The organism is Marinobacter sp. LM1 (genome assembly GCF_042763285.1).
Lineage (GTDB): Bacteria > Pseudomonadota > Gammaproteobacteria > Pseudomonadales > Oleiphilaceae > Marinobacter > Marinobacter nauticus.
Genome location: NZ_CP114373.1, coordinates 575063 through 590806, shown reverse-complemented (window position 1 = coordinate 590806; position 15744 = coordinate 575063). Strand labels below are relative to the sequence as shown.

The 15744-nt window shown below is 57.9% G+C and carries 18 protein-coding genes and 1 tRNA gene; 13 read left to right on the top strand and 6 right to left on the bottom strand.

Going from position 1 to position 15744, the window contains the following annotated elements; genetic code table 11:
* Positions 1-146 precede the first annotated feature (146 nt).
* The 10 genes from OZ656_RS02685 (at position 147) to OZ656_RS02640 (ending at position 8213) form a co-directional block, all read left to right on the top strand.
* Positions 147-833, top strand: a complete 687-nt coding sequence (locus OZ656_RS02685) for a hypothetical protein (protein WP_278350210.1) — start codon at positions 147-149, stop codon at positions 831-833.
* 75 nt (positions 834-908) lie between these two features.
* Positions 909-1145, top strand: a complete 237-nt coding sequence (locus OZ656_RS02680) for a hypothetical protein (protein WP_278350209.1) — start codon at positions 909-911, stop codon at positions 1143-1145.
* 10 nt (positions 1146-1155) lie between these two features.
* Positions 1156-1716 carry a hypothetical protein gene (locus OZ656_RS02675; protein ID WP_278350208.1) on the top strand — a complete coding sequence of 187 codons (561 nt, stop codon included), beginning with the start codon at positions 1156-1158 and terminating at the stop codon, positions 1714-1716.
* Positions 1717-1767: 51 nt separating this feature from the next.
* Positions 1768-2592, top strand: a complete 825-nt coding sequence (locus OZ656_RS02670; protein WP_278350207.1) for a phage protease — start codon at positions 1768-1770, stop codon at positions 2590-2592.
* 100 nt (positions 2593-2692) lie between these two features.
* Positions 2693-3388 (top strand): nucleoid-associated protein, encoded by a 696-nt coding sequence (locus OZ656_RS02665; protein WP_379944915.1) that lies wholly within the window; start codon positions 2693-2695, stop codon positions 3386-3388.
* A gap of 210 nt (positions 3389-3598) precedes the next feature.
* On the top strand, positions 3599-5143 hold the full coding sequence (istA, locus tag OZ656_RS02660; protein WP_011784509.1) for an IS21 family transposase: 1545 nt from the start codon (positions 3599-3601) through the stop codon (positions 5141-5143).
* 14 nt (positions 5144-5157) lie between these two features.
* Positions 5158-5913, top strand: coding sequence for an IS21-like element helper ATPase IstB (istB, locus tag OZ656_RS02655; RefSeq protein ID WP_011784510.1), 756 nt, complete (start codon positions 5158-5160; stop codon positions 5911-5913).
* A gap of 39 nt (positions 5914-5952) precedes the next feature.
* Positions 5953-6381: a nucleoid-associated protein gene (locus OZ656_RS02650; RefSeq protein WP_379944914.1), complete on the top strand. Its 429-nt coding sequence runs from the start codon at positions 5953-5955 to the stop codon at positions 6379-6381.
* Positions 6368-7546 (top strand): hypothetical protein, encoded by a 1179-nt coding sequence (locus OZ656_RS02645; RefSeq protein ID WP_278350205.1) that lies wholly within the window; start codon positions 6368-6370, stop codon positions 7544-7546. Before OZ656_RS02650 ends, OZ656_RS02645 begins: the two co-directional genes overlap by 14 nt.
* A gap of 61 nt (positions 7547-7607) precedes the next feature.
* The gene (locus tag OZ656_RS02640) at positions 7608-8213 is read left to right on the top strand and encodes a hypothetical protein (protein ID WP_278350204.1); all 606 of its coding nucleotides are present in this window, start codon (positions 7608-7610) and stop codon (positions 8211-8213) included.
* A gap of 13 nt (positions 8214-8226) precedes the next feature.
* On the opposite strand, the gene OZ656_RS02635 is transcribed toward OZ656_RS02640, so the two are convergent.
* Positions 8227-8310, bottom strand: a tRNA-OTHER gene (locus OZ656_RS02635).
* A gap of 202 nt (positions 8311-8512) precedes the next feature.
* Here OZ656_RS02635 and OZ656_RS02630 point away from each other — a divergent pair.
* The 3 genes from OZ656_RS02630 to OZ656_RS02620 all read left to right on the top strand — a co-directional run bounded on the left by OZ656_RS02630 (position 8513) and on the right by OZ656_RS02620 (position 10264).
* Positions 8513-8860: an aldo/keto reductase gene (locus tag OZ656_RS02630; protein WP_278350203.1), complete on the top strand. Its 348-nt coding sequence runs from the start codon at positions 8513-8515 to the stop codon at positions 8858-8860.
* Positions 8861-8933: 73 nt separating this feature from the next.
* Positions 8934-9581, top strand: coding sequence for a 2'-5' RNA ligase family protein (locus tag OZ656_RS02625; protein WP_278350202.1), 648 nt, complete (start codon positions 8934-8936; stop codon positions 9579-9581).
* 29 nt (positions 9582-9610) lie between these two features.
* On the top strand, positions 9611-10264 hold the full coding sequence (locus OZ656_RS02620; protein WP_278350201.1) for a TetR/AcrR family transcriptional regulator: 654 nt from the start codon (positions 9611-9613) through the stop codon (positions 10262-10264).
* Between the two features lie 29 nt (positions 10265-10293).
* Here OZ656_RS02620 and OZ656_RS02615 read toward each other — a convergent pair whose 3' ends face one another.
* From OZ656_RS02615 to OZ656_RS02595, 5 genes are all read right to left on the bottom strand, one after another.
* On the bottom strand, positions 10294-10881 hold the full coding sequence (locus OZ656_RS02615; RefSeq protein ID WP_217334786.1) for a peroxidase-related enzyme: 588 nt from the start codon (positions 10879-10881) through the stop codon (positions 10294-10296).
* Positions 10882-11019: 138 nt separating this feature from the next.
* Positions 11020-12006 carry an MDR family oxidoreductase gene (locus OZ656_RS02610; RefSeq protein WP_278350200.1) on the bottom strand — a complete coding sequence of 329 codons (987 nt, stop codon included), beginning with the start codon at positions 12004-12006 and terminating at the stop codon, positions 11020-11022.
* A 182-nt stretch (positions 12007-12188) separates the two neighbouring features.
* The gene (eutC, locus tag OZ656_RS02605) at positions 12189-12989 is read right to left on the bottom strand and encodes an ethanolamine ammonia-lyase subunit EutC (protein WP_278350216.1); all 801 of its coding nucleotides are present in this window, start codon (positions 12987-12989) and stop codon (positions 12189-12191) included.
* Positions 12990-13016: 27 nt separating this feature from the next.
* Entirely contained in the window at positions 13017-14402 is a 1386-nt protein-coding gene (locus tag OZ656_RS02600) for an ethanolamine ammonia-lyase subunit EutB (protein ID WP_278350199.1), read from the bottom strand.
* 5 nt (positions 14403-14407) lie between these two features.
* The gene (locus tag OZ656_RS02595) at positions 14408-15742 is read right to left on the bottom strand and encodes an aspartate aminotransferase family protein (RefSeq protein ID WP_278350198.1); all 1335 of its coding nucleotides are present in this window, start codon (positions 15740-15742) and stop codon (positions 14408-14410) included.
* Between the last annotated feature and the right edge of the window lie 2 nt (positions 15743-15744).

The following is a 15744-nucleotide window of genomic DNA, read 5'->3' as shown; positions in this document are numbered from 1 at the left end:
ATCCTCTGTTGGTTGTGATCTTGGTGGTGATCAACCAACAGGATACGCCATCCTTTCAGCCTGCTTCCATACACCAGAAATCACCATAACTCGTCTCGCCCTGCTGACCCTGTAAAACATGGGTTAGTTAAACACAGGAGACCGGCGTGATCACTTTCACCGTTGCTGACCTTATACACGAACCCGCAGTGAGCGTTTTACAGGACAACTCGCTGTGGTCTGTCTTTATGGCACAAGTCGTCGATGTGGCGGAATGGGAACTCAAAGAACGCCCGGAGTCTGCACGCCTGGTACGACCAATAAGCTTTTGCCTGGCGCAAGAGTTTGGCCCAGCGCACTACAGCGTGGGGCGTATCGCAAGCACCGCCAAATTCGTGAATGAAAAGCGGGTCTATGACCTGTGGCAGAGCTCACCTGAAGCCGCCCGGCAGGCGGCTGCTCAAATGCACATTCGCAGCCGTGAAATCGCGCCGATCCTGGAGAATCAACAGCTCTGCCAAGAGGGCTCGAACGCTGTGTTCAAGTGGCGCTGCCATACGGCTGAATTTTTGGACTTCATCGAGCAATCCCTGTGTGGAATCGTCGAATCTGAGCGTGAGCGCTGGATCATTAAAAAGGCCATGGTACGTGGCCTTTCATCAACTGCAGGGTGCGGAGGCGGCGTTTACATTGCCTCCTGCAACAATTTGAGAGCGCGCCTGGTGGGGTTGTTGGTAGGTGAGCACTTGAAGACGAGTACAGCGCGAAACACGGCACGCCACTTTGGCATCTCCATCCAGCATGTATATCGCTTGGCGGATGAGGCGAAAGCACGTGAAAAGGAGGTGACCTGAATAAAGACTGATCAGCCACCCAATCACAAACCGATTCAATGACCACCGTATCCGGTGGCGTAAGGAGAGACCGCCATGAGTAATCAAGTAACCCCTGAAGAGCGTCAAGTTGCTTTTAAATACGGCTTAACCGAAGCCCAATATGTAAAAAAACGTGAAGAGTATGCCGCCAAGCAGGGCAGCACTGTGGAAGCTCTTTCGCAAACCAGTAGCGAAGATATTCATGTCATGAACGCACTGGCAAAACCCGCCGATGAGTACCAAAAACACAAACTCACCGGCCTGGCCGAAAAAGTCATTCTGGGCGTCTGAGGAGACTGGTATGAATATCCTGAACGCAACCCGCATCTATGTGGATGCCAAAGCCACTTTGGATGCGGCTATGGCTGAACACCGAAATATGGAAATGAACCTTATTCCTCGTGCAAAAGCCGATTTGTTGGCCGCTCAGTCACAGGCGAGCATAGCGGCTCATGCCTTGAAAAACGCGGTTACCGCCGAAGAGATTCAGGCTGCCCGGCAGACCCTGGCACTAGCTGAACAGGCAGTTAGTAGCCAGTCCCAACTGAAAGAGAACCTTGAGCGCCGCGCCAAGGAATTTCCGGTACAAAAAAACCGTATGGAGTCAGTCGTTTCCAGTGCGGCGCGCGAGGTTTGGGTGCTGAAGCGTGCTGAACTGATGGCACAGTTTGAGATCCCCGCTGCCGAATTCGAGCTATTGGAAAAGCTGGTCGCAGCTACTGACGGTGAGAAGGATGGTTGGGGCAACAAGGTCATGGGCGATCCGATCAATGAGAAGTATGGCCGCCTGCTGGACCACGAGCGTAGCAAGCTGTTGCGTGACCAGATGCTGACCGAGCTGATTGGCCAGCTGCCTGCTTGAATCAAATAAGCGGACTTGCTGAGCAGGTCCGCTCCCTACGGACCACCTGCCATGACCCAATCGACTCTCACCGACATAATGGTTGCCCTGCGTAGCAACCCCGAACACAAAGACTCAGGCCTGACCGTCGTCACTATGGAGACTGCCCATATCCAGAACGGCTGGCACCGGCTGCTACCGGCAGGCTTCTTCAATGCCGTCGATGGCCGCCCCTTCGACACGCCAACACGCAAATGGTATCTGGATGGCAATATTGCCCAAGGCCTCATTGCCAAGGTGAAAGCCGCGCAGAACGAGTTGGTCATTGACTACGAGCACCAGACGTTGCTGGCGGAGCAAAATGGCCAGCCAGCACCGGCAGCAGGCTGGTTCAAGGACGTGGAGTGGCGCGAAGGTTCCGGCCTGTGGATCAAGGCGCGTTGGACGCCACGTGCCCTCGAACATCTCAGCAATGGCGAATACCGTTTTCTGTCCGCGGTCTTTCCCTATGACAAGATCACCGGCCAACCTACGTCCCTCCATAGCGCAGCATTGGTCAACCGCCCTGGCCTGGATGGCGTGACAGCGATCGGAGCCCTGAGCGCCAACCTTACCCGTCCAGAAGCTTTGATGCCGACCGCACGGCACACCTTCTACAAGCCTTCAGTTGCTGCCCTGTCATCCCAAGAGGTTGCCGCCTGCAACGCGCTCTATATCCCGGCTGGTTCATACCTGGAGAAGCGTGAGCGCTACTGTGCCGAGCGTGGAACCACTTGGGCCCAGCTGTCAGCGCTGACACCAGAAGATCACAAAGTCATCAGCCTGTTCGGCCATGACGTCGATAGCTTCCACCAGACCAAGCTCCAGTGTCTTGCTGAAGCTGTTTTGCTGTCCTGAAAACCATGGGTGTCAATCTCTCCACCGGTAGGGATTGACCCAGCCACCCATAGCAGGTCAAATTCGAAAAGTAATGGAACTTTTTGACCAAGGACGTGCTATGGAAATCACCGAAGCCATCATCCACCGCATTGACAAAGAGAGCGGTTCAGAGACGGTTCAAATAGACCTCCGAGAAGATCTATTGCCAGTCGAAGCCACGTTGAGCCAGCTGGTTACCGAGGTGCTGGGGATTTACAATCGTGTCTCGAATGGCTATGGCACCTTTGATGCCAATCAGGTTTTATACCCCTTCTCTGCACAGCTGCAGAGCTACTATCAGGGCCAGGCTGACTTCATACAACTATCGAGTATTGCGCTTGACTTGATAGCTTCCAAAATGAGCGGGCAGCTTTTCGCGACGGGAGGTTATGTGCTGCTGGTGCGCTACTCCAATATGGACCGCGACTGGCTCTTGATTGGCATGCTGAAGATGAGAGAAAGCACTGGGGTTGATCAGGACACCAAAGAGCTATTGCGACTCCTGTCGCTGGATGTCGATCACCTTCATGAAGCCGCCAGAATTGATATTGCCAAGTGGCAGGGAAATGAGCACCCGTACCTGTCGTTCGTCAAGAAGCGATCTGGCAAGGAGGATGTAACAAAGTACTTCCGCGAGGCTTTAGGCTGTACGGATTATACCGACTCCAAACAGAACACCGTGTTGCTGCTTGAAGCACTACAAGCCTATACCAACACCAAAATGGATCCTGAGAATGGGGATGAGGCTTGGCCTGCATATTCCGGCCCATCGTGACCGCCCATTCCGTTTGAACGTGACCGCCTGTTCCGGATGATCGTGACCGCTCATTCCGTTTTATCGTGACCGATTTCGGGTAGTTTTCCGGAATCGCCGGTCACGATGCCGGAATCATCGGTCACGTTCCTCCGGAATCCCTTCCAACACGCTGGAATTCTTCAACTTTATCCGGCATACCCCTTCCTTTTTCATCACGAGGAAGGGCGGATGCCGGCAGCGAGGATTTCCATGCGACAAATCATCGAGGTCTTGCGCCTCAAGTACGAAGCGGGCCTGAGCCATGAGCGCATTGCCCGCGCCTGTGGCCTCTCCAAGGGCGTAGTCGGTAAATACGTCAGCCTGGCCACCGCTCAGGGCATCACCTGGCCGTTGCCAGAAGGCACGGACGAAGCTCGGCTGGAAGCCCAGCTGTTCCCGGCCAAGACGCCGCCTGCACGCTTTGCCGAGCCCGACTACTTTCAGGTCCATCAGGAGCTGAAGACCAAAGGCGTCACCCTGCAACTGCTCTGGGCTGAGTACGTGGAACGTCACGGCGACAAGGCCCGCCGGTACAGCCAGTTCTGCCATCACTACCGGCTCTGGCAAGGCCGTCAGCGGCGCAGCATGCGCCAGGTCCACCGGGCCGGTGAGAAGATCTTTATCGACTACTGCGGCCCCACGGTTCCGGTGGTGGATCGCAGCACTGGTGAGATGCGCAAGGCTCAGGTCTTTGTCGCTGTGCTGGGCGCCTCCAGCTACACCTTCGCCGAGGCCACGTGGAGCCAGTCTCTACCGGACTGGATCGCCTCCCACCAGCGGATGCTGGCGTTCTACGGTGGCGTGCCGGAACTGCTGGTTCCGGACAACCTCAAGGCAGCAGTCACCAAGGCGGACCGATACACGCCTCAGATCAACGAGACCTACGCGGAACTGGCGGCCCATTACCAGACGGCGGTACTGCCGGCACGTCCCTACAAGCCCAAGGACAAGGCGAAGGCCGAAGCCGCTGTGCTGCTGGTTGAACGCTGGATCCTGGCCCGGTTACGACACCGGACGTTCTTCTCACTGGCCGAACTGAACTCGGCGATTGCAGACCTGCTACCAGCACTGAACCAGCGCCCGTTCCAGGGGCGCTCCGAGAGCCGCCAGAGTCTGTTCGAGGCACTGGACCGACCCGCACTCAGGCCACTGCCTGCCACGCCCTATGTCTATGCTGAGTGGCGCAAGGCACGACCGGGTATCGACTACCACATCGAGATCGACAAACGCCTGTACAGCGTGCCTCACGCCCTGGTGGGGGTGAAGCTGGATGTTCGGGTGACCGATACGTCCGTTGAGGTCATGCACAAAGGCCAGCGGGTGGCTCTGCACCCACGGCATGGCAAAAGCCGCTTCGTGACCCTGACCGAGCACATGCCCAAGTCCCACCAGGCCCATCAGAACTGGTCTCCCGGGCGGTTCCTGAACTGGGCCACGGACATCGGGCCGGCCACACTCGACGTGGTACAGCGACAGCTTAAGGATCGCCCTCATCCAGAGCATGGTTACCGAGCATGCCTGGGTCTGCTGAACCTCAGTCGCCGCTACAGCCGTGACCGCCTGGAGCAGGCTTGTAGCCGAGCACTGGCCATCAACTCGGCCAGCTATCAGAGCATCAGCTCAATCCTGAAGCAGGGGCTGGATCAACTGCCTCTTCCCCTGACCGAGGAAGATCCGGAGCTGGCCGATCTGCCCTTACACACCAACGTTCGCGGCCCCCGCTACTACCACTGATCCCGGAGAAACTGATGTTGACTCAAAACACCCTCGATACCCTGCGACAGCTCAAGCTGACAGGCATGTGCGATGCCTTGGAACAACAGCGGGCTCAGCCCGACACCCACGACCTGGCGTTCGAGGAGCGCTTGGCCCTGCTGGTAGATCGCGAAGTGCTGCACCGTGAAAACCGGCGATTGGAGCGGCTGCTCAAGGCCGCCCGTCTGCGTGTGCCGGCCTGTATTGAAGACATCGACTACCACCACCCGAGAGGGCTGGAGCGTTCTCGCATGGCCGGACTGGCCAGCTGTGACTGGATCCGCCAATCCCTGAACCTGTGCATTACCGGTCCCACCGGGTGCGGTAAGACCTGGCTGGCGTGTGCCCTGGGCAATCAGGCCTGCCGGCAAGGCCTCTCAGTTCGCTACCTACGGGTACCGCGCCTGTTCGAACAGCTGCGCATCGCCCATGGCGATGGCAGCTATGCCCGACTGATGAACCAGTTGCTAAAAACCGACCTGCTGATCCTGGATGACTGGGGGATGCAGAAGGTGACAGCGCAACAACGGCAAGATCTGATGGAGGTGATCGAAGACCGACATGGGAGAGGCTCAACGCTCATCGCCAGTCAGCTACCCACGGAACACTGGCACGACTATATCGGTTCCGCCACGCTCGCCGACGCCATCTTGGACCGGCTCCTGCACGGCGCTCACCGGCTTAATCTGAAGGGGGAATCACTGCGAAAAGCGAAAACACAAAAGACGGAATCGGTTGACCCATCGTGACCGCTCAGAGTACAAAACCGACTCCAGCGTGATGGCCGTGTGCAAATCGGTCACGATGCCCGGAATGACCGGTCACGTTCGCCGGAATACGCATGGCCCAGGGATAAGGCACGGGAGGCCCGGCAGAAGACTTTTGAATACTGTCAGGAGAAAACGCGAAACCACGAGGAGATCAACCTGGAAGCATTATCGGGCATCATCAATGACCGAGCGCCGGATGAGTTCCGCAGCTTTGTCCGGGACAATGGTTACCAGCTCAATGATGAGTTTGCCCCACACCCCGGCACCTATAAGAAGTTGCAGCGTATTACAGGCAAGGCCAGTGGTAATATCCGAGTCGGTTTTGATGTTGACGACCTGGTGCAGAGGCGCATTTGCCTGGATGGCTCTAACTTGATCATACAGAGCGCCAGTCCGGCCCTTGTAGAGCAAATTGAACAGGCTCTGGCAGACGATGATTCCGAATGAGAGTTTAAGGCTAACCGCAGAGCTTTACCGTGAGCTGCAGGGCTGTACCGTCGATGACAGGTGCTTCTATGGCCAGCTGCCGGAGGGAAAAGATTTCGGGGCAGTTGTGGCTGATCTTGACCGCTTGGAACTGTTAGAGAGCAGCAACCCTCAAACTCGCCAGCTTGATGTCAGAATGCCGCGTAAGTCGAGTGCGTTTTTTGCGGTTGACCTGGCAGGGCTCATCAACGCGCACTCACTGGAGTGTCCACGGCGCTTTTATATCGCCTCTCTGGATTACTATCACGAGCGAGATACTGAGGCTGCCACTGCTGCTCCTGACTCTATTGCGGGCTACCTTGACACGCTCGATCTGATTACAGTGCTGAGAGGCTTGGCCGAGCATGAATATGTCGCATCAGACGGTCAGTTGAACTTGGTCTACCTGAAGGATCGCAAAGTCACCCTGGCGCTGGATTATGACGCCGACATCCTGAAACGGCTCGAAGGCTTGCCTGACTTTAAACAGCACTTCATCGACTCCAAACAGCACCATGAGCAGAAGCATACGATTATCAAAACGGCGCTGATTGAAGTGCTGGAAACGAAACACAACAGCTCCACATATCGGCTGACTGACCTCCTGGAACAGTTTGACCTGTTCGTTCAGAAGGTCACCCAAGGGTATGAGCTGTATGTCTCTGAGTTCTCGTTCAAGAAGGTCCGTCACGAGGTCGAAAAGGAGAAGCTGGAATTCATCTTCAAGCTGAACAAGGTGTTTTCTGACATTCAAAACCAGCTACTGGCCGTGCCGCTTGCCTTGGTTCTGGTTGGAAGTCAGATGGAGCTGAGCAGCACATTATCAACCAAAAACCTCTTTATCATGGCGGGCATGCTGGCCTTCACTATCTTCATGGATCTGCTTATCAGAAACCAGATGAACACCCTGGATGCCATTGATGACGAGGTGGAGCACCAGTGGAATAAGATTACGCATGAACACAAGGCAATTGCCAATCGGTTCAGTGATATCTATGGCAAGATCGAAGTCCGCTTGAAACACCAGAGGCGCTTGGTTCGTATAGTGGACGCCATCGTCTCTCTGTCGTTTGCAGGCTCAGTGGTCTTATGGAGCTCCACAGGCACGTTCTTTGAGCCCATGGCAGCCCTCATTGGTCTGCGCTGATCTGGCAGCACTTAAATATGGACATGTGAGCTATTGCCCACAAGATATCAGGGAGCTTTCCATGAAAAACGCGGGTGCGATCCTCGTTCTTTTTATCGCCTTCTACCTTATAGGCGAGTTTGGGCTTTTCGGAATAATTATTGTTGCAACTGCTGCCTTTATCGGCTGGTACACCACTGCTCAGCCTAAAAAGCACAAGCGACGATCTAAGCCCTACAAAGCCCAAACACCACAGGAAGATGTGGCCCCTTCAGCGCCTAAAGCGCGAAGCAGTGTTGAGGTGGGAACCGCTGACGATATCGAGCGAGCGTGGGCAAGAGGTGATTATGAGAAGGCACGTAGGTGGCTGCAGAAAATTGCTTATAGCATGGTGAATAAAGGTGTGACTGACCGACAGCGCCAAGAGTTTAAACAGCTGGTGAAAGAGTTTGCGGTTCAAGACCCCCTTTATTACGAGCTTCTTTCAATTATTCGCCCTGCCGTCAATCATCAGCCTGGGGTACTTCAAAGCCAGCTGACCAAAGATATCGATGGCTACAGCACTGAGCACATCCGGTATGTGCTGTATTACGCACATGAACTTGGTGATATCCACCGAGTAAAGCATGGGCGGACCTACAAGCTGTATCTGCCTGGTGAGACACTGGAAGGTGAGGTGGCTGGATAGCCTGTTCAGAAGGTGCGCCGTGGCAGGAGTCGAACCTGCATCAATCCTACCGGTGCCAGGCCGGAGTGACCGCATTACCGTTATGCGTACACAGCGCTATATCGAGTGTAGGGGAAGCGGATTGAGGTGTAAATTCGTGCAACTGGCCTGACGCCTAGCGCAAAAATCCAAAATCAATTTATCGTGCAGCAGAGCCGCAAATATCGTGCGGCGCTACAGATAGTGCCGGCAACCACCGGCGTAGTAACATCGGCCTCAAAACACCCCTGAACGACACGAACGACACTGGAGAGTTGCTGATGAGTGTAAACCCCTCCCCGACCCTGACGCTGGCCAATGGCGTTGAGATGCCCCAGCTTGGGCTGGGCACCTGGCCGATGAACGATGCCGAAGCCGCCAGTGCCGTCACCACTGCACTGGAACTGGGCTACCGCCTGATCGACACCGCCGAGAACTATGACAATGAGCGCGGTGTGGGTGAGGGTATTCGCAAGGCTTCTGTACCGCGTGATCAGGTGTTCGTGACCACCAAGTTCAACCGCGAGAGGCACGGCTTTGAGGGCGCCAAAGACGCCTGCGAAGCGAGCCTGAAACGGCTCGGTCGTGACGATCCGGAGATGCTGGATGCGGATAGGTTCGGGCATTGAGCGTTCAATTCGGGCCAGTGTCGGTGACCTCTGACCGGAAAGCAGGCGTTGTTGGCACCGAGCGTTTTGCCAAATGAGCGGCACGGACACCCACACCCTGGCCACCGAGCTGCGTGACTTCCCGGAATGGCATGGCGGCATCCGCCACTATGCCGTCTGGGCCCTGCCGGTGGACTGCCCTCTCTGGCTGCAGCGGATCGCCGATCTGCAGCGACAGCTTGCGCCGCTGCTGCACTCCGATTATGCACGCCAGCCGCATATCACTCTGTTTGCCTGCGGGCTGGTGGACCAGCGGCACTTTCACCCGCAGCAGGCACGGCAACAGGCTCAGGCACTGCATTCGCTTCAGATGCCTGCTCTGCAATTGGAGGCGACCGGGTTATCCACCTTCACTACGGCCCCCTGGCTGGGCATTGCGGCTGTGGATAACCATCTCAGCCAAATCCGTCAGACGCTGGCGCAGATCTCGCCCGAAGACTCCCCGGCACCGGCGTACCGGCCTCACATTACCCTGGGCTTTTATCAACAGGCCTGGCTACTGAAAGATATCCACAATCAACTGGCGTTGCTGGAAGCTCATTTGCCGCCGCTGCCACCCTTGAAGGTTAATCGGCTGGAATTGTGTTTTTATAGTACCCACGACATTCAGGGGAGACTGACCGTGCAGGACTCAATTGCACTGTCAGCCAAAACTAGACACCCGGTCTATTACTGCCGATAATCCGCTCACAACTGTAAACGCGAGTGATTATGCCCAGCGATAGCCCACCTCTCACCGATAAACCCACACGCCGCCGTGGCCGTCCGCCCAAGGACCTCGCCCGCCCCTACACGGAAACCCGCCGCGAGCTGATTCAGGCCGGGCTGGCACTGCTGACCGAGAAGGGCTACTCCTCCGTGGGCATTGATCAGATTCTGCGCTCGGTCAATGTGCCCAAGGGCTCCTTCTATCACTACTTCAAGAGCAAGGAAGCCTTCGGCCTGGTGCTGATCGAGGCCTATGCCGACTATTTCGCCCGCAAGCTGGATCGTTTTCTGCTCAACGCCGACTATCCGCCGCTGCAACGACTGCAGAATTTTATTGATGATGCCGCACAGGGGATGAGTCGCTACGCCTTTCGCCGTGGCTGTCTGGTGGGCAATCTGGGGCAGGAGATGAGTCTGCTGCCGGAGTCCTTCCGTCAGCAGCTGAAAGGGGTGTTCGAAGACTGGCAGGCGCGCACCGTACGTTGCCTGCGCGAAGCTCAGGTCGCCGGTGATATCAGCACCGAACTGGACTGCGACCGACTGGCGGCCTGGTTCTGGATCGGCTGGGAGGGCGCCGTGCTCAGGGCCAAGTTGGAAGCATCAGCACAGCCGCTGGAGATTTTTGCGGAAGGGTTTTTCCTGCGGCTGCAGCCATGAACGACAAGGGGCACCCCTGATCGGCTGACTCAGCGCGGCTGACGACCAAGACTGTAGAACTCGTCATTCGGTCGCATGCTGGTCACGTTCGCCATGCGGTTGGAGAGGCCGAAGAAGGCAGCAATGGCCGCGATATCCCAGATATCCTCCTCATCAAAGCCATGCTCCTGCAGCAGCGCCATATCCTCGTCTCCCACCGCATAGGCCTGCATCGACACCTTGACAGCAAAATCGAGCATCGCCTTCTGGCGCGGGGTGATATCAGCCTTGCGATAGTTGACCGCCACCTGGTCGGCGATCAGCGGGTTCTTGGCTCGGATGCGCAGGATGGCACCGTGGGCCACCACGCAGTACTGACACTGGTTGAGGTTGCTGGTGGCTACCACGATCATCTCACGCTCGGCAATGCTCAGGTTGCCCGGTTTTTCCATCAAGGCATCATGGTAGGCAAAGAAGGCGCGAAACTCCTCCGGCCGATGCGCCAGCACCAGAAACACATTGGGCACAAAACCGGCCTTTTCCTGCACCGCCAGAATGCGATCACGGATATCCTCCGGCATATCGGCCAGCTCAGGCACCGGAAAACGGCTGATGGCATGCTGCGTTACTTCACTCATTTCGACTCTCCTGATTGTCGAGACTCAATAGTCGGGACTTAATTGTCGGGGGCTCACTTATCGGGGCTTAATTGTCAGGGCTCACTTATAGGGACTTAATTGTCAGGACTTAATAGTCGGGAATCGCATCCCTGATAATTATTCGCCGGATACCGGCACCACGATGCGGCCACGGATCTGACCCTGCATCATCAACCGGGCCTGATCGATCACCTGTTCAAAGGGCACTTCGGTGATCAGGTTTTCCAGTTTATTGATATCAAGATCGGCTGCCAGACGACGCCAGGCTTCAAGACGTTCTGCCTTGGGTGCCATCACGCTGTCCACACCGACCAATGTCACACCGCGCAAAATGAACGGTGCCACCGTAGCGGGGAAGTTCATGCCTGCCGCCAGTCCACAGGCCGCCACCACACCGCGGTATTGCATCGCCGCACAGACGTTGGCCAACACCTGACCACCGGCCACGTCGATGGCACCGGCCCACTGTTCTTTCGCCAGTGGACGGCCCTTTTCGCTGTACTCGGCACGGTCAACAATGCGGGAGGCGCCCAGCATCTTGAGGAAATCCGCTTCTTCCGGGCGCCCGGTCATGGCGGCGACTTCATAGCCCAGCTTGGCCAGAACCGCCACGGCCACACTGCCCACACCACCGGCGGCACCGGTTACCAGTATCGGACCATCGGAGGGTTTCACGCCCTGCTTTTCCAGCGCCAGCACACAGAGCATGGCGGTGTAACCAGCGGTGCCCAGTCCCATTGCCTGCCTCAGGCTGAACGGCGCCTGCAGCGGCACCAGCCAGTCACCCGGCACACGGGCCTTCTCAGCCAGACCGCCCCAGTGTTTCTCGCCCATTCCCCAGCCGTTCAGCACCACCTGATCACCGGGCTTGAACTGCGGATTGTCTGAGCTTTCCACGTCCCCGGCAAAGTCGATCCCCGGCACCATCGGGTAACTTTTGGCGATGGGCGCACTGCCGGTCAATGCCAGTGCGTCCTTGTAGTTCATGGTGGAATACGCGACACGGATGGTCACGTCTCCCTCGGGCAGCTGTGACTCATCCAGATCCTTGAATGCCACGGTCTGCTGATCATCCACCTTGTCGAGTACGATAGCCTTGAACATGAGTCCTCCTGCTGAGAGACGGGCGCCGGGAACCGGTTCAATGAATTTATTAGACGACTGTCTAATTAATGCCGTAAAAGCACGCATCTGTCCAGCAGTTTAGTCTAAAGCCGTGCTTTTTTTCCGACCTCGAGCTGCACAGGCACCACCTGTCCACCCGCACCGGTGCCTTCTCTCGCGGCCTACTCCAGCAGAAAATTGCGCCGGCCGTCCCCTTCCAATGCTTCGGCAACACCGGATTCGTCCTTCAGCTCGACACCGGAGAGTTTTCGTTTGAGTGATTCCCTGACCAGCCAAAGCAGACGTTCCGCCGCATCCTCCGGCGAGATGCCGGCCGGGCGGATATTGGAGATACAGTTACGGGCAGCATCCGTCATCCCGACACGCGGTTGATAGGTGTAGTATATGCCCAGACTGTCCGGCGAGCTGAGTCCCGGGCGTTCGCCTACCAGCAAAATGACCACACGACTGTCCAGCAACTCGCCCACTTCGTCACCCACGGCGACGCGCCCCTGTTGCACGATGCACACCTGAGTGCGACTCAATCCTGCAGCGGCCAAGCGCCGGTCAATCTCGGCCGCGACCCGTGCCGCATGACGCTGTACCGCCGTAGACGAAAGACCATCGGCGATCACGATGGTCGCGTCGCTGGCGGGTTGCTGTTCGCTCAGCTGTTTCAGCAAGGCCGCCGAGTCGGCATCCAGCCGTCGTCCCTTGTCCGGCCGTTGCAGGTAGGTTGCGCGATCCTCCGCCTGACTGTGCAGCAACAGGCTCTGCAGCCCGGCCTCCGTCAAGTCAGACTGAAGCTGCCTCACATCCAGCGGTATATGCACGGCATCCCGTGCGCGGGCATGGGCCTGCTGGAACGCCAGCTGAGGCGCCGTCGGCTGGCTGATGCCGCTGCGACCCAGCCCGATGCGGGCATCGGTATGGCGGCGCAGGCTGGCCCAGCTGTTGGACGTTACGATCTGATGTTTATCCACAGGATTCTTTTCCACAATCAGGCCTCCTTACAACCGGTCCTGAAGATGGGCAAAGGGCGGCGGCAGCGTCGAACCGCTGGCCAGCCGATTGTCCTTACCGAAAATGCCCATCTTCTCCAGCCAGGCGGCAAACTCAGGTGCCGGCGGCTTGTTCAGTACCTCACGCACGTAGAGGGCGTCGTGAAACGAGGTGGTCTGGTAGTTGAGCATGATGTCGTCAGAGCCGGGTATGCCCATGATGAAGTTGATACCGGCCACGCCCAGCTGGGTCAGCAGCATGTCCATGTCATCCTGATCCGCTTCGGCGTGGTTGGTGTAGCAGATATCACAGCCCATCGGCAGGCCCAGCAGCTTGCCGCAGAAGTGGTCCTCCAGCCCGGCACGGATGATCTGCTTGCCGTCGTACAGGTACTCGGGGCCGATAAAGCCGACCACGGTATTCACCAGCAACGGATCGAAACGGCGCGCCACGGCATAGGCGCGGGTCTCGCAGGTTTGTTGATCGACGCCGTGATGTGCGTTGGCCGACAGCGCGCTGCCCTGACCGGTCTCGAAGTACATGACGTTCTGGCCCACCGTACCACGCCCCAGCTCCAGCGCCGCCTTGTGCGCCTCGTCCAGAATCGACAGGTTGATGCCGAAACTGTCGTTGGCCGCCTGAGTACCGGCGATCGACTGGAACACCAGATCCACCGGCGCGCCCCGATTGATCGCCTCCAGATGGGTGGTGACATGGGTCAGCACGCAGGACTGGGTCGGAATTTCGTAGCGCTGGATCACGTCGTCGAGCAAGTGCATCAGCCGGGTCACTGCATGGTAGTTGTCGGTGGCCGGGTTGATGCCGATCACCGCATCGCCATTGGCATAGAGCAGGCCATCCAGCACGCTGGCGGCAACGCCAGCCGGGTCATCGGTGGGGTGGTTGGGCTGCAGCCGCGTGGACATTCTGCCGCTCAGACCGATGGTGTTGCGAAAGCGGGTGACCACTTCGGTTTTCTGCGCTACCAGAATCAGGTCCTGTATTCGCATGATCTTGGACACGGCGGCCACCATCTCCGGCGTCAGCCCCGGCGCAAGTGCGCTCAGGCTCTCGCGGCTGGCATGATCGGACAACAGCCAGTCACGGAAGTCGCCCACCGTCAGATGCGCCACCGGCGTGAAGGCGGCAGCATCATGCGTATCGAGAATCAGCCGGGTGACTTCGTCCTGTTCATAGGGGATCAGCGCCTCGTGCAGGAACTGTTTCAGCGGCACTTCGGCCAGACAGCGCTGCGCCGCCACCCGCTCGGTGGCGTTCTCCGCCGCGATGCCCGCCAGACAATCACCGGAGCGCAGCGGCGTCGCCTTTGCCATCAGGGTTTTCAGGTCCGGGAAACAGTATCGAGTCTGGCCAATATCGACGTGATAGTTCATGCGATTTACCCCGCCGTTGCCCTGATCGACTGTTCAAGCCGATCCAGAAACAGGTCCGCTTCAGCCCGTGCAATACAGAGCGGCGGACGGATTTTCAGCGTGCTGCCGGTCTTGCCTGCGGCACCGATCAACACACCTTTACGCTTGAGGGCATTGATGACCGCCGTGATCCGGGCCGCATCCGGCGCGCCATCCCGGGCCGGGTTGCACAGGTCAAGGCCGATGAACAGACCCGCACCCCGCACCGCAGCCACCTCCTCAAAGGTAGACTGCAGCCCCTCAAGCTGCTGCTTCAGGTAATCACCCTGCTGACGGGCATTGGCGATCAGTGCTTCCTCTGCCAGTACATCCAGCACCGCCATACCGGCAGCCACCGCAACGGTCGAGCCGCCGAAAGTATTGAAGTAGCCCACATCCTCATTGAGGGCAGCCAACAGCTCTTCCCGCGCTGCCAGCCCGGCCATCGGGAAGCCGTTCCCCATCGGTTTGCCCATGGTGACCACGTCAGGTGTCACCTGGTGACGGGCAAAGCCCCACATGCCTGTGCCGGTGCGACCGAAACCGGGCTGTACTTCGTCCGCAATCAACAGCGCGCCCTGAGCCTGCAGCCATTCAACTGCCGGCTTGAGGAAACCCGCCGGGGCGGCGTAGACACCATCACTGGAGAAGATCGAATCCACCAGCAGCGCTGCACAGCCGTACCCCAGCGCATCCAGACGCGCCACACCGGCGCGCACCTGATCGGCAAACCAGGCGGAAGGGTCGGCCTGCTCAGGCATCTGCGAAATCGGGATGACATGTACATGCTCAGGCAGCGAGCCTTTTTTGAAGGATGAGGGCGACACCTCGGTCACGGCTGAGGTGTTGCCGTGGTAGGCCGCCTCGGTAACGATGATGCCCTGATGCCCGGTCCACTGACGTGCCAGACGCAGGGCCATATCATTGCTTTCACTGCCGGTACACATCATCACCAGACGGTTCAAAGGCGGTGGCAGCGTGGCCAGCAGGCGCTCTGCATACCGGTGTAGGCCTTCATGCAGATAACGGGTGTGTACATTCAGCGTGCCCATCTGCTCGGCCACCGCCTGCACCACTCTTGGGTGACAATGCCCGACAGAGGGTACATTGTTGTACACATCCAGATAGCGCTGCCCCTGATCGTCAAACAGCCAGACCCCTTCGCCCCGCACAATGTGCAAGGGTTCCTCATAGAACAGCATTGAGGTGGGGCCAACGGTTTCCAGACGCTTGCGCACCAGCGCCCCGATTCGCTCATCGGCCTGCTGAAGACGGTCGAAATTGAACGCATTCTGATCCAGAATTCCACGGATATCGCTCACGG